We start from the raw sequence: 18,764 nt of genomic DNA on the forward strand, positions 1-18,764 counted from the left end.
CCCGCGAACTCATTTTTCCCCTTTACCATGCACACGTGTCGACGTGCGGCGCGAATGTTTGTCGCTCCGCACTCTTGGCCGTAACCGACTCGTACCAGAGGAAGCATGCTCCAGCGCTGGTCAGCGCCTTGCGATGGGAGATCCTCAAGTGTCTCCGCCCAGGCGAGCATGCTCGCCGAATACACCTTTGGATTGTTTATCCGTGCCGATCAACCGGCGCCGCCCTTGCCGTATCGATCACACCCCGATTTCACCCCTGGCCTCATCTCCGCACCCATTTGGACGCGGATCTATGTGAGGTCCCCACAAATCACTGGTCAAGTGTTACACGACCGGTCGTCGCACTGTCAACACATGACATATTTAGCCAGGTGGATCGCATTAAGTCAGGATGGCCTTAAAGCGCCGATGGACGCCACCCTTCAGCAGGGCTTCAACATTGTGATCCGATGTTCTCGGCAAATTAATGGGGCGGGATATCACGCGATGGGGGCCATTACAAGGGACTCGGCCACGGTGGTGCGCGCGTACATGACGAATCGCCCCGCGCGATGCGCGGTGACCAGTCCCGCCGAACGCAGGGCGGCGAGATGCTCCGAGACGCTGCTGGCGGCCAGACCCGTCCGATGGGTGAGCTCGGTGGTGGAGGCGGGCGTGTCGAGTTCCATGAGCAGCAGGGTCCTGGAGCGCCCGATGACCGCCGCGAGGGCGTCGGCGGTGGTGCGGTCTCGGCGTTCCCACAGCGAGGCCACCCCGCGCGCCGGATAGGTCAGCGTGGGCTGCCAGGGCGGGATGGTGCTGGAGAAGACCGACGGCCAGACGAACGCGGAGGGGACCAGCAGCAGGCCCTGGCCGTCCAGGGAACGCGCGCCGGAGTAGCGCGGGTGGGCGATGTGCAGGCTGCCGTCCTGCCAGCGCACGATGGAGGCCAGGTCGGCGAAGAGCCTGGCCGCGCCGCCGTCGGCCAGGCGGCGGGCGCGGTAGATCACGTCGCCCTGGTGCAGCGCGCGCAGGCGCGGCCAGTGCGGGGCGATCGCCAGCTCCCAGTACGCCTCGATCACCCCGGCCAGCCTGGCCAGGCCGGGAACCGGGTCGTCGTGGAGCGCGTCCACCCAGGGCGAGCGCGCGTCGACCATGTGCCCGAGGTCGGTCCTGACCTGGCCGGGCGGCGTCGCGCGCAGCGTCTCCAGCTGGGCGGCGAACTCGGGGGCCGGCGTGAGCGGCGGCGGCGTCAGGAAGTCCGGAATGTACCAGCTCGGCACGGGCACCAGGTCGGACAGCGGGCCGAGGTCGAGGCCGGAGGCCGCCAGCAGGGGCCGGGTCTCGGCCACCCACGGCTCGTGCACGATGTGGGCGGCCGGATCCTTGAGCACCCGGATACTGGCGACGACCTCCTGCAGCGGAGAGGTCGCGAAGCGGGTGCGGGCGAGGTCGTCCGCCGAGAAGCCGAGCGTCAGCATGACACCCCCACAATTTCCGCGGAAAATCCATTGTGCACGCATTTCGGGGGATCGCGAGGCTTTAAGCGGCGCTTCAACCCAGGGCACAGAATCTTTCACTACTTCTTTCCGCGGCGACCCCCCATAATGGGGCCCGAAACGGATTCCGGCTTATGGAGAAACGTCTGATGCCAAGTTCCCTTTTCTCGCTGGGCGGCGACCTTCCGATCCGGAGGCTGGGCTTCGGCGCGATGCGGCTGACCGGTGAGGGCAACTGGGGCCTGCCGGACGACCCCGGGTACGCGCTCGACGTGGCCAGACGCGCGGTCGAACTCGGCGTGAACTTCATCGACACCGCCGACGCCTACGGCCCGGGAACCAATGAGGAGCAGCTGGCGCAGGCGCTCCGGCCGTACCCCGACGGCCTGGTGATCGGCACCAAAGCGGGCCAGAGCAGGCCCAGCAGCGACGACTGGGTGCCGCTCGGCCGTCCCGAGTACCTGCTGCAGCAGGCCCACCTGAGCCTGCGCCGCCTGGGGGTCGAGCGCATCGACCTCTACCAGCTCCACCGCATCGACCCGAAGGTCCCGGCGGAGGAGCAGTTCGGGGCGCTCAAGCAGCTCCAGGACGAGGGGAAGATCCGCCACATCGGGCTGTCGGAGGTCTCGGTCGCGCAGATCGAGCAGGCGCGCAAGCAGATCGACGTGGTGAGCGTGCAGAACCTCTACAACATCACCAACCGCCGCTATGAGGACGTCATCGACTACTGCGAGCGGGAGAACATCGCGTTCATCCCCTGGCTGCCGCTGGCCAGGGGCGGCCACGCCAGCGCCGGCGGCGCGCTGGCGCAGGTCGCCAAGCAGCTCGACGCCACGACCGCGCAGATCTCGCTGGCGTGGCTGCTGCGCCGCTCCCCCGTGATCGTCCCGATCCCGGGCACCGGCTCGATCCCCCACCTGGAGGAGAACGTCGCGGCGGGCGACGTCGAGCTGACCGACGAGCAGTTCGCCTACCTCACGCGCGAGGTCGCGGGGAGTTAGGCGCCAATGGCGGCCGCCGGGGCGCGCGGTCCGGGCAGGACGGACGGCGTCCCGGCGGGCAGGGGCCCGTCGATCAGCCGGTGGTCGGGCTGGGTCACCAGCCGGGCCGCCGTGGCCAGCATCTCCACCGCCGCCATGACCGCGGGACGACGGCCGGCCTCCTGGCGCCAGACCGCGTAGACGCGGCGGCTCAGGCGGGGGCGTACCGGGACGATCCGCACGCCGTCGGGCACCTGGTCGCGGCCCAGCCTCGGCATGACCGCGACCCCGAAGCCCGCCTGCACCAGCGCCAGCTGTGTCGGGTGCTCACCGGCGGTGTGTCCCACCCGCGGCTCCACCCCGCGCTCGCGCATGGTGTGCAGCAGCCAGTCGTGGCAGCCCGTGCCGGGCGACCAGGTGATCCACACCTCCTGCGCCAGGTCCTCCAGGTCGAGCACCGAGCGATCGGCCAGCGGGTGCCCGGCCGGCAGCGCCACGTCCACGACGTCTTCCAGCAACTGCTTCGTGGCCAGCCGATCGGGTACGGCCAGCGGCACGTTGAACCAGTCCTGGACCACGGCGACGTCCAGGTCCCCCCGGGACACGAGGGGCATCGAGCCTTCCTGCTCCTGCTCCGACAGCTCCACGCGCAGCTGCGGATGCTCGCGTTTCAGCATGGTGACGGCCCGGGGCAGCAGGCCCCGCACCGTGGACGGGAATCCCGCGATCGACAGCTTGCCCACGACCGCGCCCCGGTATCCGTCGAGTTCGGCCTCCGCCTCGTCGGCCAGGGACAGGATGCGCTCGGCGTATCCGAGCAGGAGCCGTCCGGCGTCGGTGAGCCGCACGCCCCTGCCGTGGCGCTCCAGCATGCTCTGGCCCACCTCGCGTTCGAGCTTGGCCAGGCGCTGGGAGACCGCCGAGGTCGTGATGTGCAACACGTCCCCAGCGGCGCTGATCGAGCCGCTCCGAGCTACGGCGTGCAACGTCTGCATTAACGCCAACTCAATCATGTGCCGATCCTAACCGTGGGCCTTCCTCCTCCGTCAGCCCCGCCGGTCGGGTGGTTTTGTGCCGTTCGACGCATTCACCGGTTCCTAGGACTCCGGCTCCTCTCGCGGCAGTTCCCGCATCTTTCTCATCGGCGAGAAATAGAGCGGCAGCCACGCGAGGGCCAGTCCGGCCGCGCCCACCCAAAGGGCGGTCCGCACACCGGCGAACTGCCCGATCAACCCGGTGAGCGCGGCGCCGAGTGAAAGCACGCCGTGCATGAGGAATCGCATGGTGGCATTCATCCGGCCCAGCAGATGCGTGGGGGTCACCTGCTGGCGGAAGCTGATGAGGATGACGTTGTTCACGCCGATCCGGTAGTTGAGCACGAGCCAGGCGGCGCCCGCGAGCCACAGCCATATCCCACGGTCGACCAGCGGGAACACCGCGCAGGCCGGCACGACGGCGAGCCCGATGATCCACAGGCCGCGGCCCTGTCCGAGCCAGGCCGTGACCCGGCGCGCGGTCAGGGCGCCGAGCAGCATGCCGATGCCGTCCACGGCGAAGAACAGGCCGAGCGTGAACGCCGACAACCCGAGTTCGCGCTGGAACATCAGCGGCATGATCACGATGATCATCGAGACCGACATGTTGACCATCGCGCCGTTGATCGCGATGGCCCGCAGCAGCGGGTGGCCGAAGACCAGGACCAGGCCCTCTCTGATCTCGCGCACGAGGTGGCGCTTCCCGCCCTCGGGAGGCGGCGGGGGAGCCTCGCGGTCGCGGATGCGCGACAGGCACAGCGCCGACCACACGTAGCCCACGGCGTCCACGGCGGCGGCCAGCGGCGCGGTGATCAGCTGGATGAGGAACCCGGCGCCTGCCGGTCCCGCCACGTTGTTGACCGCCTCCATGCCGCCCAGGTGGGAGTTTGCCTCCACCAGGCGCTCGCGCGAGACGATGGCGGGCAGGTAGCTCTGCGAGGAGACGTCGAAGAACACGGTGGCGAAGCCGCTCAGGACCACGACCACGTACAGCTGGGGAAGCGAGAGCACACCCAGCGCGTACGCCACCGGCACCGACCCGACCAGCGCGGCGCGCACCAGGTCGGCCACCACCATCACCCTGCGGCGCCCGTGCACCCGGTCCATCCATGCGCCCGCCGGCAGCCCGATCAGCAGGAAGGCGATCGTGCCCAGCATGCCGAGCACGCCGACCTGGCCGGGCGAGGCGTTGAGCACGATCACCGCGACCAGGGGCAGCGCCAGCAGCCTGATCTGGGTGCCGAACATGCTGACCGCCGCGGCGGCGAACAACAACCGGAAGGAGCGGTTGACCCGGAACAGCGAACCCGGCCGCTCCTCCAGGGTCTCCGCCTCCGTCCCGCGGTTTTCAGCCATCGATCCGCCGGCCATGGACGTGGAACAGCTCGCCGAGCCCCTTCAGCGAACGGTCGCAGGCCGCCGCGTCCTCGCCGACGGCGAAGCCCGCGGCCATCCGGCCCTTCACGAACGAGCCCGGCGGCAGCAGCAGCCGCTTGCCCGGCTCGGCCAGCAGGGTGACCTCCCAGATGCCCGGGGGCAGCCGGTCGGTGTCCAGGCGCAGGTCGTCCACGACCATGTCGTGCGGGGGGTAGAAGTAGCGCACCGCGGCGCTGGAGCGGCGGCGTGGCCGTACGTCGGGACGCTCGCCGCAGGCGATCCGCGCGGCGGCCACGAGCAGGTCGACGCCGGTGGCCAGCAATCCGACGTAGGAGACGAGGTCGCCGCTGAGGCGGCCGTTGAGCTCGACCACGCGCGGGCCCCTCGCGGTGAGCCGCAGCTCGGTGTGGGTGACGCCGTTGTCGAAGCCGAGCGCGGCGTGCGCGGCGCGCACGACCTCGACGATCTCCGGGTCGTGCAGCAGCGGGTCGTCGGTGCTGACGAAGTGGCCGGTCTCCTCGAAGGTGGGCGGCCGGTCGAGTTCCTTGCGCGAGATGAACACGGGCTCGACCTCGCCGTGGAAGACGGCGGCGTCGACGCCGATCTCCGGGCCGTCCAGGTACTCCTCGACCAGCACGCCCTCGGCGTAGCGCTCGACCTCGGCGAAGTGGGCGCGCTCGGTGAAGGCGAACTGCGCGTCGAGCTGCCCGGGACCGTCCACCCGGGCCACGCCCTCACTGCCGGCCAGCGCCCGCGGCTTGAGCACCACCGGATAGCCGATCTCGGCGGCGACGCGGTGGGCCGCGGCCGCGTCGGCCACGGGGGTCGAGCGGACCGAGCCGGGGATGTCCGGGGTCATGCGGGCGCGGGTCAGGCTCTTGTCCCTGCAGGCCAGGATGGCCTCGGAGGGGCTGGTGGGCACGCCGAGGGACTCGGCGATCCGCGCGGCGTTGTGGACGCGCATCTCGTCGTAGCAGAGCACGCCGGCGAACGGCATGCGCTTGAACAGCTCCCTGGCCGCCTCCAGCGCCTCGTCCAGGTCGAGCGCGTCCACCTTCGTCTGGCCGACGAGGTAGGGCCGGTCCCAGGTGGCCTCGCGCGCGTCCAGCAGCCACAGCCGGAACTCGCGGTGCAGCCCGCGCAGCCCCCACTCGCGGTACTGCGGGTTCATCCCGCTGTTGACCAGCAGGATCAGCGGCCGGTGGTCGGCGGGGTCGTCAGGCGGGAATCCGTCGGACATGTCATCGCCCCTCGGGGTCGGTGCGCAGCCGCAGCGTGCGCACCAATTCGTCGAAGACCGGGTCGAGTTCGTCCACGTCGTTCACCTTGAAGATCAGGTGGCCGTGGCCCTGGAAGGTGCGGGGCGGCACCTCGAGGTGGTCGCCGAGGTGACGGTAGATCTCCACCTCGTCCACGCGCGGGTCGGCGGCCGCCCGGTCGAGGCCGACGATCTCGCTCAGCGTGCCCGCCCGCTCGGGGAAGATGTTCCAGAAGCCGATGGGCCGCGCGACCGCGCGCGGCGCGATCTCGGGGGTACGGCCCAGCGCCAGGTCCAGCGCCGCCTCCACCAGGTCCACCCCGGTGCTGAGCAGGACCGAGCGGTAGATGGGTCCGCCGCCCATGCGCGCCGCGGCCTCGAGCACGACCGGCTCCACCCCGCCGGCCAGCCGGAACTCCACGTGGGTCGGCCCGGTGAGTATGCCCATCGCCTCGTGCACGTCCCGTACGGCGGCGGCGATCCGCTCGACCGTCTTCGCCGGCAGCCGGGTCGGCGTGCAGGCGTAGACCTCCTCGAAGGTCGGCCCGGTCGGCAGCGGCTTGTCGTGGATGGCCAGCACGTGGGTCGTGCCCGCCACGACCAGGGACTCCACGCAGATCTCCGGTCCCGGCACGAACTGCTCGGCCAGCACGCCGCCCCCGTAGGAGCGCATCGCGGAGTCGTGCAGCGGGTCGTAGGTGAAGCCGGCCCACGCGCCCTCGCGGATGACGTCGAAGTGCTCTTCCAGCTCCGCCATGGTGGCGACGCTGCGCACGTACATGCTGCCGGTGCCGATGATCGGCTTCAGCACCATCGGGAAGCCGACCTCGTCGGCCGCCTTCACCGCCTCTTCCAGGGTCGCGGCGAGGGCGAACCTGGGCTGCGCGACCCCGCCCTCGGCGAACGCGGCCCGCATCAGGTACTTGTCCCTGGCCAGATGCGCGGTCCGCTCGCTGACCCCCGGCAGCCCGAACTCGGCGGCGACGCGGGCGGCGGAGGGCACCGCGGCCTCGGCGAAGGTGACGACCGCGTCGATCGGGGCGCTCTCGGCGGCGGCCACGGCTTTGGCGGCGCTTAACGTCTCGTCGATGCTGCTGGTGTCGGCGACCACGACCTCGTCGACGTAGTCGGCCTCCCATTCGGGATCCTTCATGATCATGATGACCCGGTGGCCGTGCTCCTCGGCGTATTTCCGCGTGCGCGCCAGGTGCCTGCGCCGGCTCAAATTCTTTTTATGCAGCAGGATAATACTCATCGAGGCCCCCACGAATTTCGTCCCGGAACACGGAGTAAAGGGATTTCGAATTCGATGCTAACCGGGGGCCACCCGGGTAACCAGTGAAAAGGTCTTTCAACCATCCTTTAGCGATGCTGAAAGCGCGTGGCAGAATGGCGCCGGTGACCTTCCACGCCCCCGAACCCCACTGGCCCGCGACCGTCGCCGAGGCCGAGGCCGAACAGGATCGCCTGCGGCCGTTCACCGACCTTGACAGCCCGGGACCGGCCGAGGCGGGCCTGGTAGCCGGTCTCGACGTCGGGTACCGGGACGACGACGAGGTGGTGGGCGCCGTCGTGGTGCTCGACGCCGCGAGCCTGGAGGTCGTGGACCGGGCGGTGGTCAGGCAGCGCGCGCGCTTTCCCTACGTGCCGGGCCTGTTCGCCTTCCGCGAGCTGCCGCCGTTGCTGGCGGCGGTGGACAAGCTGTCGGTCCGTCCCGAGCTGCTGGTGTGCGACGGGTACGGCCTGGCCCACCCCCGCCGCTTCGGCCTGGCCTGCCACCTGGGCGTGCTGACCGGGCTGCCGGCGATCGGCGTGGCCAAGACGCCCTTCGTCGGCGAGCACGCCGAGCCGCCGCCCGCCCGTGGCGCCTGGTCGGCGATCCGGCTCGACGGCGAGGTGGTCGGCCGGGCGCTGCGCACCCGTGAGGGGGTCAAGCCGGTCTTCGTCTCCCAGGGCCACGGGGTCGGCCTGGACAACGCCTGCGCGCACATCCTGCGCCTGTCGCCCGCCTACCGCGTCCCGGAGCCGATCCGCCGGGCCGACCACCTGTCCCGCCTCCCCTGAACCGCCCACACCCACAAAAACCCTGCCTACGTGCACGAGAAATGTGCGCGAGAACCGCCTACGTGCGCGAGCGGGCCAGGTGCCACAGCAGGAACGGCGCGCCCAGCGCGCCGGTGACCACGCCGACCGGCAGCACCGTCTCGGTCAGCAGGCGCTGGCTGATCAGGTCGCTGACCACCACGAGCGTCGCGCCCGCCCAGGCCGAGGCGGTGACCGGTGGCATCGGGGCCCGTGCCAGGCGCTGGGCCAGGTGCGGGGCGGCCAGTGCCACGAACAGCACCGGGCCCGCTGCGGCCGTCGCGAACGCCGCCAGCGCGGCCCCGCACAGCAGCAGCGCCACCCGCGCACGCTGCACCCGCACGCCCAGCCCGATGGCCACGTCGTCGCCGAGTTGCAGGGCCCGCTGCCCGCGCGTCAGCAGCAGCACCACCGGCACGAGGACGGCCAGGGCCAGCGCCAGGGGCCGGGCGTGGTCCCAGCCGCGGTCGTTGAGGTTGCCGACCAGCCAGCCGAGCGCCCTCGCCGCCTGGTACTGCTCGGCCCGGCTGAGCAGGTAGTACGTGACGCTCACGCAGATCCAGCTGACGCCGATCCCGACCAGGACGATCCGGTAGCCGGTGGTGCCGCGGTTCCACGCCAGCACGTAGATCAGCAGACCGGCGGCCAGCGCGCCCGCCAGGCCCAGGGCCTGGGAGCCGAGCCCGGTGAAGCCCAGGACGATGGCGGCCACCACCGCGGTGCCCGCGCCCTGGGTGATGCCCAGCATGTCGGGGCTGGCCAGCGGGTTGCGGGTGATGCACTGGAACAGCGCCCCCGCCATGCCGAACGCCGCCCCGGTCAGCACGGCCACCACCGCCCTGGGCAGGCGCAGCTCGTGGACCAGGAAGAGGGTGGCGGGATCGCCGCTGCCCCACAGCGCGGGCAGCACCTCGCCGAACGGCACCGCGATGTCCCCGGCGCCGATCCCCACGGCCAGGCAGAAGGTCAGGAAGGCGGCGAGGGCCAGGGCCAGCCAGACCACCAGGACACGCGGGCGCACGGTTCCGGAGACGGCCGGCCGTACCAGCCGGAAGGCCGCGCGGTGCCGGGAAAGCCGCACACCGCCGGAAGCGCTCACGGCGCGGCCGCCCTTCGGAGCCGCAGTGGCGTGGCCGCCCTCGGACGCCGGGCCATGACGGCCGCTCACAGCTCGGCCACCCTGCGGCGGCGGACCAGGGCGATGAAGAACGGCGCGCCGAGCAGCGCGGCGACCAGGCTCACGTCGATCTCCTGGGGGCGGGCGACGACGCGGCCGAGGATGTCGGCCAGCAGCACCAGGCAGGGCGCGACCAGGGCGGCGCCGGGCAGCAGCCAGCGGTGGTCGGGGCCGGTGACCATGCGGACCAGGTGCGGGACGACCAGGCCGACGAAGACGATCGGGCCGGTGACGGCCACGGCGGCGCCGGTCAGGACGGTGACGGCGATCGCGGCGCGCAGGCGGGTCGGGCCCAGGCGGCGGCCGAGGGTGACGGCCACGTCGTCGCCCAGGGCCAGGGAGTTGAGCGCGGGGGCGGTGCCGAACGCCAGGATCGCCCCGAGCGCCAGGAACGGCAGGACGGTCAGCACGGTCTCGTTGGAGTGGCCGGTGAGCGAGCCGGCCGACCAGTAGCGGTAGCGGTCGAGCGCCTCGGGGTCGGTCAGGGCCAGGCCGCTGGTCAGGGAGTCGAGCAGGTACGTGAGCGCGACGCCGGCCAGCGCGAGCTTGACCGGGGAGGCGCCGCCCCTGCCGCGGCTGCCCAGGGCGTAGACGACGACGGCGGCCAGCGCGGCGCCGCCGAAGGCGAACCAGATGGTGGTGAGCAGCCCGGTGGCGGCCAGGAAGGTGGCGGAGGCCACGATGCCGAAGGCGGCGCCCGCGCTGACGCCGAGCAGGCCCGGGTCGGCCAGCGGGTTGCGCGTCAGGCCCTGCATGACGGCGCCCGCCAGTCCCAGCGCGGCTCCGGCGAGGATCGCGACGAAGGTGCGGGTCAGGCGGGTGCCGCGGACGATGGCCGCGGTCTCCGGGTCGACGCTCGCGGGGTCGGTCAGCGCGCGGGCGACGTCGGCGAGCGGTATGGCCCGGCTGCCGACGGCCAGGGAGAGCAGCACCAGACCGAGCAGGACGACCACGGTGCCCGTGATCAGCAACGATCTCTGACGAGTCACCGAGGTCCGATCAAATTGAAGAAGAGGGAAGGCTTACCTTACTATCACGGTCCCATGGACACTCCTCGACGCCTGCTGGTGTCGCTCGCCGCCCTGGCGCTGAGCCTGACGACCGCCTGCGGTGGCACGCAGCCCGCACAAGACAAGACCGCGGAGGGCCAGGCCACAGCCTCCGCGGCACCCGGCGCGGCCGGCGCGTTCCCCGTGAAGGTCGAGCACCTGTACGGCACGACGGAGATCAAGAAGAAGCCCGAGCGGATCGTCACCATCGGGCTCAGCGACCACGAGCCGGTGCTGGCGCTCGGCCACAAGCCGGTCGGGGTGGTGGACTGGTTCCAGCGCAGCCCGTTCAGCGACTGGCCGTGGACGAAGGACAAGTGGGCAGGCACCGAGCCGACCGTGCTCGGCCTGCGCGAGGACGGCGTGAAGATGGAGAAGCTGCTCGCGCTCAAGCCCGACCTGATCTTCGCCATGTACTCGGGCGTCCAGAAGGCGACCTACGACCAGCTTTCCAAGATCGCCCCCGTGGTGGCGCAGCCGAAGGGCTTCGACCCTTACGCCGCCCCGTGGCAGGAGATGACGCTGCTGGCCGGGCGCGCCCTGGGCCAGGAGGCCGACGCCAAGAACCTGATCACCGGCATCCAGGACCGGTTCGCCCAGGCGCGCAAGGACAACCCGCAGTGGGCGGGCAAGACGGCGGTGGCCGCCGACAGTTTCAAGGCCGGCACCTACTCGGCCTTCCAGAAGGGCGACCCGAAGTCGGCGTTCCTGGCCGAGCTGGGCTTCACGATCCCGGAGAAGATCACCAAGCAGGCGGGCACGTCCAACGTGGCCGAGTTCGGCTCGGAGGGGCTGAACATGCTGGAGGTCGACCGGCTGGTCTGGCTGACCACCGGCAAGGAGCCGTGGGAGCGGATCAAGAAGGACGCGGTCTACAAGGAGCTGAAGGTGGCCAAGGAGGGCCGCGACCTGTTCCTGACGTACCAGGACCCGCCGATCGGCGCGGCGCTGTCGTTCAACACCGTGCTGAGCATCCCGTACGCGATCGAGCAGATGGTCCCCCAGATCAAGAGTTGAGCGCGTTAACGCGTTAGGCTGGGTCGCGTGAGTGGGATCTTACTGCTGACCTTCGACGACTTCTTCGTGCCGGAGTGGCGCGCGGCACGGGAGGTCTTCCGCGCGCACGGCGCCCGGGTGACGTTCTTCGTCAGCGAGCCGTGGCAGGTCCGGAGCTGGGCGGGCCTGCGCGACCTGGCCGCCGACGGCCACAGCGTGGGCGCCCACGGCTTCCGGCATCTCAGGGCCGACGAGCGGGTGGCCGAGGCGGGCGGCGCGGCGTACCTGCGCGAGGAGATCGAGCCGTGCCTGGCCGCCCTGGCGGCCGAGGGGCTGCGGGCGCGCAGCTTCGCCTATCCGAACAGCGCCCGCTCCCCCGCCTCCGACACGGTCCTGACGACGGTCTTCGACCGGCTTCGGGGCGGGCGCGGGGTGCCGGACGGCGCCGAGCCCGCCGACGTCGGCGACTTCTTCGTGCCGGTGGCCGAGCTCCCGCGCCGGCGGGTGCTGATCGGCGCGGGCGCCGACAACGGCCGGATGTTCCGGCCCCGCGGTCTCACCGACGCCGCCCTGCTCGGCGCCCTGCGCCGAGCCGCCGACCGCGAGGAGGCCCTGACCCTGTACGCGCACGCGATCGCCCCCGCCCACGAGGCCAACTACCTGGCCCCGGACCGCCTCGACCGGCTGCTGGCCGAGGCCGCCCGGCTGGGCCTGCGCTGCCTCGGCTTCGACGACCTGCCCGCGCCGGCTTGAACCTGACATCAATGGCAAGTCTTACGGTTCTCGCATGACGAACCAGACGCTTTTCGACTACAGCCCCATCCCCGATCGGCCCGCGATCACCTGGCCCGGCGGCGCCAAGGTCGCCGCCTACGTCGGGCTCAACATCGAGCACTTCCTCATCGACCGCCCGTCCACCAGCATCTGGCCGGGCACCGCCGACCTCGTGCCCGACGCGCTCAACTACGGCTGGCGCGACTACGGCGTGCGCGTGGGCATCTGGCGCACGATCGAGAGCCTCGACCGGCACGGCGTGCGGGCCAGCGCGCTGCTCAACTCCGACGTGGCCGTGCACTACCCGCAGATCATCGAGGCGGGGCTGCGCCGCGACTGGGCGTGGCTGGCGCACGGGCGTACCAACTCCATCCTGCACACGGGCATGGAACCGGAGGAGGAGCGCGCCTTCCTCACCGACGTCGTGGACACCATCGCGGGGGCGACCGGGCGGCGGCCGAAGGGCTGGATGGGGCCGGGGCTGACCGAGACGTTCAACACCCCCGCCCTGCTGGCCGAGCTCGGGCTGAGCTACGTGCTCGACTGGACCAACGACGACCAGCCGTACCGGCTGAACGTGCCCGGCGTGATCAGCGTGCCGTACACGCTGGAGCTCAACGACCTGGCGCTGTTCTCCAAGGGGACGAGCGGGCCGGAGTTCCTGCGGATCGTCAAGGACCAGTACGAGCAGTTGCGCGCCGACTCCCGGGACAGCGGGCGGGTGATGGCGCTGGCGCTGCACCCGTTCGTGACCGGCCAGGCCTTCCGCGCCAAGTACGTGGACCAGGCGCTGGAGTACCTGGCCGCCCAGCCGGACATCTGGCTGACCACCAGTGACGAGATCGCCGAGCACTACGTGCGCACGTCGGCCGCGGCCTGAGGCCGGTAGAGCAGGCGGCGCAGGAGTGCCTCGGCCGGGCCGGGCAGGCCGCGCCGTTCCAGGAAGAAGGCGAGCGCGAGCGTGATCAGCCACGCGCCCAGCGCGTAGAGTGCCGCGCCCGCGCTGCCCAGATGAGCGCCGAGCCCGAGGCCCCACGCGGCCAGCACCGGGCCCAGCAGCACCGAGTGGGCGAGGTAGACCGACAGCGACCGGCGGCCCGCGGCGCTCACCGCGAGCCCCAGCGGGCGGCGCACCCACCCGCCGGTCGCGAGCAGGGCGAACACCGCGACGTAGCCGAGCCCGGCGAAGATCCCGGTCGCCGCCTGCAGCAGGAACAGCTCGCCCTGGTCGGCCTGCGCCCCGCTCGGCACGCTCAGGACGCCGAAGTGGGCCAGGGCGGACGGCAGCGCGCCCAGCCAGCCGAGCGGGATGCCCACCGCGGCCGTGACGACCAGCAGCCGGCGGTGGCGGACGGGCTCCTCCAGGACGCGGTTGCGGGCGGCCCAGATCCCCAGCAGGAGGACGGCGTGCATGCCGAACTGCGCCGGCGCGCCGAGCAGGAGCATTCCCCAGGTGGCCAGACGCCCGGCGGCGGCGGCGAGCCAGCCGTCCTCGCCGGTGGCGTACTCGGCGTGGCCGGGCGTGACGACGTGACCGGGCGCGGCGTCGGACACGCCGGTCGCGAGCATCAGCGCGTTCAGCCCGAGCGCCAGCACGACGAGCAGACCGGCGAAGATCGCGGCCCAGACGAGCAGCGTGCGGTCGGTGCGGCGCAGGAACAGGGCGCCGAGGACCAGGCTGATCAGGCCGTACACGGCGAGGATGTCGCCGGCCAGCAGCAGGGCGGCGTGGACCAGGCCGAAGGCGATCAGCAGGAGGCTCCTGCGGCGTACCAGCCGGACCGCCGCGGCCGGTGAGTCGCCCCGGCCGACCTGCCGGTCCATGAGGCGGGCCATGCCGTACCCGAAGAGGAAGGCGAAGAGCGGATAGATCCGCAGGTCGACCAGGACGATCATCAGGAACTGCGTGATCCGGTCGGCCGCCGACCCGTCCGCGGGATGCCAGCCGGAGGGTCCCGTGGGCGCGGCCCACAGGTGGAACACCACGTTCGACAGCACGATCATCGCCAGCATCAGGCCACGCGCCAGGTCGGGCGCGGCCGAGCGTTCGCTTGAAGCCATCACTCCCCCTCCACAACTCCGATTGATGTTCGGAGTTTCGTGACTCCGAACGCTATACGGAGTTGTAGGATGGCCGCAAGATGACGATCGACGACCTGCTGTGGGGGCGCGTGCGGCGCCCGACCCGGGGGCCCAAGCAGGGCCTCGACCTGGAGCGTGTGATCACCATGGCCGTCGAGATCGCCGACGCCGACGGCCTGGCGGCGCTCACGATGAACCGGCTGGCCAAGGCGCTGGGCGCGGGCGCCGCTTCCCTCTACACGTACGTGCCGGGCAAGCCCGCGCTGGAAGCGCTCATGCTCGACTGGATCATCGGCACCGGCCCGCTGCCGCACACCCTGCCGGGCGGCTGGCGCGAGCGCCTGGAGGCGGGCGCGCGCGCCGACTGGTACGGCTACCGCGCCCACCCCTGGGTCCTGCAGCTGGCCGTCGCACAGGTACGGCCAGGCCCGAACCTCGTGGCGTGGTACGACTCGACGCTGGCCTCGCTGGAGGCCACCGGCCTGACCGAGCCCGAGAAGGTGGACGTCGTGGAAGCCCTCGACGCCTACGTCCGCGGCATGGCCCGCTCGGCCCTCGACCCGGCGCCGGTGCGCGACGACGAGCCCGACGGGGCGGCGGAGGCCTACCCGGCGCTGGTCAGAGCGGCGAGGGCCGGGGCGCTGGCGCCCCGGCCCGAGGAGAGCTTCGAGTTCGGCCTGGCACGGCTGCTCGACGGCGTCGAAGCCCTCGTGCGCGAGCGGGTCAGGCCGTGACGCGCTCCACGCTGGTGTAGGCGGGCACGCCCGCGCGGGTCACCACCGCCCGCACAGTCGCCCAGCCCTTGCCGCCGCACCCCATCAGCCGGCCGTCGCGCACCTTGACGACGCGCCTGTCGCTCACCTCCCATCGCACCTCGGCGCCGGTCAGGTCCACGGCGGTGCCGTCCCACTCGGTGATCGCCGGATCGGTGCCGGTCACCGTGGTCGAGCCCGAAGGCCAGCGCCCAGCTGAGGTTCTCCGAGGTGTCGATGCCGCGGTCGAGGTTGTGCGGGTAGAAGGCCACGCGGTCGTGCATGACCGCGGTGCCGAGCGGCCACTGCTGCACCACGACGCCGTTCTTGTTGGGGTTGTCGTAGGTGCCCGCCCGGTCCCCCTGCATGGTGTTGAGGGAGAAGCCCAGGCTGGAGCTGAGGTGGCGGAAGAGCCTGTCGCCGCCGCCACGCTCGCGGTGGTCGTGGCCGCCAGGAACGTACGCCGCGACAGGGCGCTCATGCCAGTCCCACGAGCTGGGCGGAGCGGAACAGCGCCGGGTTCTTGGGCGCGGAGCCCACCCCGCCGCCCCACTCCAGGTAGCCGTCGCGGGCGTCGCCGATCGTGCCCGCGTCGGCATCGTTGACCAGGAACGACAGCCCGACCAGACCGGCCGGCGGCGCGTCGTGCCCCAGCGACTTCCACGGTACGGCCAGCCGGTACGTGGTGGTCTTGGCCGCCTCGTCCCGCGTCACCCGGACGTCGGCGCCGGGCGTCGGCCCGGCCGGCTGCCCAGGAGGCGGGCCCCAGCTGTAGGCGACGGGCCCGCCGGGAAGCAGGGCCGCCCCGACCTCGACCCGGGTGCCGTCGAGTTCGCTGGGGAAGGCGGAGTACAGGTCGAACTGGATCGAGTCGACCTGCCAGGCGAGCGCGGCGTCGCGGGCGGCGTTGTGCGTGTCGTCCTTGATCACCGCGTCCAGGATCAGCGCCTCGGGAGTGTGCGTGAAGCGGACGTTCCCGGACAGGTCGTCGGGCCCGGTCCTGGTCCCGCCCCGCAGGCCCACCCAGCGGCCCAGGGTGTCGAGGTTGATCGGGTCAAGCGTGATCGCGCCCGCCTTCTCCACGGGGGTGAAGCTCATCGAGCCGCTCTCGGCCGCCTCGCCCGCGTTGACCGCGTAGCCGTAGGCGACGAACGGCGCGACCTGCGGCAGCGTGGCCTCGACCGATGCCGTGGCGGACGGCGCGACCTGCGGCGGGCCGGCGATCGTCCCCTGCCAGGGGCCGACCCGCCAGCCGACGGAGCCGAGCGTGAGCGGCGTCGTGGGGCTGTTGTTGGTGAGCGTGACCTTGACCTTCTTGGCGTCGACGACCGGCCGCGCCTTGATCGAGTACGGCTTGAGCACCCGCGTGGAGGTGCGCAGCCTGGCGATGGCGCCGCGGGCGTCGGCGGCGCTCGCGGTGACGGCGCGGGTGCCGGTGGTGCCGGTCGCGGGCAGTTCCAGCGTGACCGAGGTCTTCTGGCCCCTGCGGGTGACCAGGTCGGCCGTGACGTCGCCGGCGGCGACGGTCAGGCGGCTGGGCAGGTGCGTGCCGCCGGTGCGGTCGGCGGTGACCGTCACCTTGAGCTTCTCGCCGGTGACCGACTTCTCGGGGGCGCCGGCCGACAGCGGCGAGGCGCCGGCCTTGGCGGCCAGGGCGCCGGAGACGAAGACGGGGCTGCCGTCCAGGTCCAGGCGTACCTTGCCGGCCTGCGGGGTGAGGGTGCCGACCTTGCCGAACTGGTCGGTCAGCGTCACCGGGGTGAGCGCGGCCAGCGTGACCGAGCGGGGCTGGGTGGCCCACAGCAGGCGCTTGCCGCCGCTGATCGGGTAGGAGTAGATCTCGGGGTCGCCGAGGTTCTGGCGGGCGCCGAGCGTACGGCCGGCGAGCTGGCGGATGAGCACGGCGTTGGAGATCGCGGCCGGCTTGGGCGCGGGCGCGCCGATGCCGGAGCCCGGACGGCGGAACAGGCCGAAGCGGTGCTCGCGCTCGCCGGCGTTGTCGCCGTCGTCGAGCACGTCGTACCAGAAGTACTTGCTCGCGCCGGCGGCCTTGGCCAGGGTCTGCGCCCTGATCAGGTAGTCGGCCTGCTGCGCCTCCGTCGAACCCGCGGTGTGGGTGGGCCAGCCGTTCTCGCTGACCCAGATCGGCATGTTCTTCTTGGCCTTCACCTTCTGGACGAGCTGCGGGAACTCGGTGACCAGGACCGTCTTCTCCGGCGGGGTGCCGGCGCCGAGGGCGGCGTAGCCGTAGAAGTTCACGCTGAAGGTGTCGAGGTGGTTCAGGCCGCCCAGGTTGATGAACTCCTCGTGCCAGGCGAGCTGTGTGCCGGCCGAGGTCGGGCCGACCAGGTTGGTGGTGCCCGGCACGGCCTGGTCGACGGCCTTGACCATGTTCAGGTAGCACTGCGGGGTGATGCCGCAGGCGCCGTCGTTGAAGCCGGTGGAGTTGTACTCGTTGTAGATGGAGAGGTCGCGGGTCTGCCCGGCGTACTCGGCGGCCACGGCGGCGCCGAAGCGGGCGAAGGCGGCCAGGCCATCGGGGGTGCTGGGCGTCTTGCCGCCGTCGTAGAGCGGGTTGCGGTAGCCGAGGATCGGCATGGTCTTGATGCCGTGCTTGGCGGCCTCGTTCAGGCCCATGTGCAGGGGGTAGCCCTCGTGCGTGTAGACGCCGGGCTGCTTCTCGATGCCGCTCCAGCTGGCGTCGGAGCGGACCTCGCTCCAGCCGATGCGGCCCATGGTCTCCAGCAGGGCCTCCTCGTAGCCCTTCTGCCAGCCGTAGTGCATCGCGACGGAGAAGTAGGGGTCCTTCGCGGCCAGCGGGGTGATGACGCCGAAGCTGGTGGACCGGGTGGTGAGCGGGGTTTTGGCGGTCAGCGTGTAGTAGCCGGGCCCGAATGCCGAAATGTCGAGGCTTGCGGCGCCGTTCGCGACCGGCAGCGTGCCGGAGCGCAGCGGCACCCCGTTCGGGTCCCCGACCGTCCAGTCGATCTGGCCGGCGGTGGAGGAGAAGGTGATCGCGTTCTGGCCCTGGGTGAACACCAGCGACTTGCTGGTCACGCTGAGCTGCGAGGGGTCGGTGAAGTAGACGTCGACCCGCGACACGCACACGCCCGGCATCGACGCGGCGTCGGCCTTGACGTTGAGCCGGAAGTCGGCGCCGTTGGCGCGGTTCTTGAAGGTGATGCCGCCGAGCTCGTACTGGTGCGTCTTCCACGTGCCCGAGCCGGTCAGCTGCAGGTTGGCCGAGCCGGTGAAGGCCCCGGCCGTGCCGTCGTAGTGGATGTCCATGCCGGTCGGCCCGGCGTCGAAGTACCGCACGACGACGTACGCCCTGCTCGCCCCCGCCGGGATCGCCGCGTCGGCCACGTCCACGTAGACATAGCGGTTGTACGGCGTGCCCGACGTCTGCCAGCACGACACGCCGCCGCGCTCGCTGACGGCGGCGGCCGGGTTCTTGTCGGCGTCACCCGGCCACGCCCGCACGACCCCGGTGTAGACCGGGTTCGCCCCGAGCGTGGCACTGGCGGCGGGCGCGGCCATGGTTGTGGCGCCGGGCCGGCCGGGGTCCGCAAGGGCGGGCGGAGCGGGGTCGGCGCTCGCGGGCGGAGCGGACAGCGGCCCGCTCGCCAGTACCGCCGCCAGCACCGCCAGCGCGGCCCGGCGTAAGGTGCTCTTCATACGAGGTCCCTTCTCGTGTGCCGCCGCCCGCCCCTTCCTGGTCGTCG

At 71.8% G+C, this 18,764-nt stretch carries 16 protein-coding genes and 1 pseudogene; 6 read left to right on the plus strand and 11 right to left on the minus strand.

Going from position 1 to position 18,764, the window contains the following annotated elements; translation table 11 throughout:
* Positions 1–479: 479 nt before the first annotated feature.
* Positions 480–1,460 (minus strand): DUF5937 family protein, encoded by a 981-nt coding sequence (locus ACIBHY_RS14125; protein ID WP_397243388.1) that lies wholly within the window; start codon positions 1,458–1,460, stop codon positions 480–482.
* 167 nt (positions 1,461–1,627) lie between these two features.
* Here ACIBHY_RS14125 and ACIBHY_RS14130 point away from each other — a divergent pair, with 167 nt between their 5' ends.
* A complete protein-coding gene (locus ACIBHY_RS14130; protein ID WP_397243386.1) occupies positions 1,628–2,479 on the plus strand; it encodes an aldo/keto reductase in 852 nt (283 codons plus the stop codon).
* Here ACIBHY_RS14130 and ACIBHY_RS14135 read toward each other — a convergent pair.
* The 4 genes from ACIBHY_RS14135 to ACIBHY_RS14150 form a co-directional block, all read right to left on the minus strand.
* Positions 2,476–3,471 (minus strand): LysR family transcriptional regulator, encoded by a 996-nt coding sequence (locus ACIBHY_RS14135; protein WP_397306843.1) that lies wholly within the window; start codon positions 3,469–3,471, stop codon positions 2,476–2,478. The two genes, ACIBHY_RS14130 and ACIBHY_RS14135, sit on opposite strands and share 4 nt — an antisense overlap.
* Before the next feature lie 84 nt (positions 3,472–3,555).
* Entirely contained in the window at positions 3,556–4,848 is a 1,293-nt protein-coding gene (locus ACIBHY_RS14140) for an MFS transporter (RefSeq protein ID WP_397243382.1), read from the minus strand.
* Positions 4,841–6,109, minus strand: a complete 1,269-nt coding sequence (locus ACIBHY_RS14145) for an acetyl-CoA carboxylase biotin carboxylase subunit family protein (protein ID WP_397306844.1) — start codon at positions 6,107–6,109, stop codon at positions 4,841–4,843. The genes ACIBHY_RS14140 and ACIBHY_RS14145 overlap by 8 nt, the downstream gene beginning before the upstream one ends.
* A 1-nt stretch (position 6,110) precedes the next feature.
* Positions 6,111–7,352, minus strand: coding sequence for an ATP-grasp domain-containing protein (locus tag ACIBHY_RS14150; RefSeq protein WP_397306845.1), 1,242 nt, complete (start codon positions 7,350–7,352; stop codon positions 6,111–6,113).
* A gap of 143 nt (positions 7,353–7,495) precedes the next feature.
* On the opposite strand from ACIBHY_RS14150, the gene ACIBHY_RS14155 reads away from it, so the two are divergent.
* On the plus strand, positions 7,496–8,191 hold the full coding sequence (locus ACIBHY_RS14155) for an endonuclease V (RefSeq protein ID WP_397243376.1): 696 nt from the start codon (positions 7,496–7,498) through the stop codon (positions 8,189–8,191).
* 58 nt (positions 8,192–8,249) lie between these two features.
* On the opposite strand, the gene ACIBHY_RS14160 is transcribed toward ACIBHY_RS14155, so the two are convergent.
* Entirely contained in the window at positions 8,250–9,308 is a 1,059-nt protein-coding gene (locus tag ACIBHY_RS14160) for a FecCD family ABC transporter permease (RefSeq protein WP_397306846.1), read from the minus strand.
* Between the two features lie 65 nt (positions 9,309–9,373).
* Positions 9,374–10,375 carry a FecCD family ABC transporter permease gene (locus ACIBHY_RS14165; protein ID WP_397243372.1) on the minus strand — a complete coding sequence of 334 codons (1,002 nt, stop codon included), beginning with the start codon at positions 10,373–10,375 and terminating at the stop codon, positions 9,374–9,376.
* Between the two features lie 54 nt (positions 10,376–10,429).
* Here ACIBHY_RS14165 and ACIBHY_RS14170 point away from each other — a divergent pair, with 54 nt between their 5' ends.
* The 3 genes from ACIBHY_RS14170 to ACIBHY_RS14180 are packed head-to-tail and all read left to right on the plus strand — an operon-like array spanning position 10,430 to position 13,085.
* Positions 10,430–11,452 (plus strand): iron-siderophore ABC transporter substrate-binding protein, encoded by a 1,023-nt coding sequence (locus ACIBHY_RS14170; protein ID WP_397306847.1) that lies wholly within the window; start codon positions 10,430–10,432, stop codon positions 11,450–11,452.
* Positions 11,453–11,479: 27 nt separating this feature from the next.
* Complete coding sequence (locus ACIBHY_RS14175; RefSeq protein ID WP_397306848.1) at positions 11,480–12,184, plus strand: polysaccharide deacetylase family protein; 705 nt, start codon at positions 11,480–11,482, stop codon at positions 12,182–12,184.
* Positions 12,185–12,218: 34 nt separating this feature from the next.
* The gene (locus ACIBHY_RS14180; protein ID WP_397243366.1) at positions 12,219–13,085 is read left to right on the plus strand and encodes a polysaccharide deacetylase family protein; all 867 of its coding nucleotides are present in this window, start codon (positions 12,219–12,221) and stop codon (positions 13,083–13,085) included.
* On the opposite strand, the gene ACIBHY_RS14185 is transcribed toward ACIBHY_RS14180, so the two are convergent.
* Positions 13,058–14,266 (minus strand): DUF418 domain-containing protein, encoded by a 1,209-nt coding sequence (locus ACIBHY_RS14185; RefSeq protein ID WP_397306849.1) that lies wholly within the window; start codon positions 14,264–14,266, stop codon positions 13,058–13,060. The genes ACIBHY_RS14180 and ACIBHY_RS14185 overlap by 28 nt on opposite strands.
* An 80-nt stretch (positions 14,267–14,346) precedes the next feature.
* Here ACIBHY_RS14185 and ACIBHY_RS14190 point away from each other — a divergent pair, with 80 nt between their 5' ends.
* On the plus strand, positions 14,347–15,021 hold the full coding sequence (locus ACIBHY_RS14190; RefSeq protein ID WP_397243362.1) for a TetR/AcrR family transcriptional regulator C-terminal domain-containing protein: 675 nt from the start codon (positions 14,347–14,349) through the stop codon (positions 15,019–15,021).
* Here the strand turns inward: ACIBHY_RS14190 and ACIBHY_RS14195 are convergent.
* The 3 genes and pseudogenes from ACIBHY_RS14195 to ACIBHY_RS14205 form a co-directional block, all read right to left on the minus strand.
* Positions 15,011–15,226, minus strand: coding sequence for a hypothetical protein (locus ACIBHY_RS14195; protein ID WP_397243360.1), 216 nt, complete (start codon positions 15,224–15,226; stop codon positions 15,011–15,013). The genes ACIBHY_RS14190 and ACIBHY_RS14195 overlap by 11 nt on opposite strands.
* A gap of 207 nt (positions 15,227–15,433) precedes the next feature.
* Positions 15,434–15,520, minus strand: a pseudogene (locus ACIBHY_RS14200) (twin-arginine translocation signal domain-containing protein); the annotation flags it as partial.
* Complete coding sequence (locus ACIBHY_RS14205) at positions 15,517–18,717, minus strand: hypothetical protein (protein ID WP_397306850.1); 3,201 nt, start codon at positions 18,715–18,717, stop codon at positions 15,517–15,519. The gene ACIBHY_RS14205 and the pseudogene ACIBHY_RS14200, both read right to left, overlap by 4 nt.
* Positions 18,718–18,764 lie beyond the last annotated feature (47 nt).

The sequence above is a fragment of the Nonomuraea sp. NPDC050547 genome (assembly GCF_044457345.1).
Classification (GTDB): Bacteria; Actinomycetota; Actinomycetes; order Streptosporangiales; family Streptosporangiaceae; genus Nonomuraea.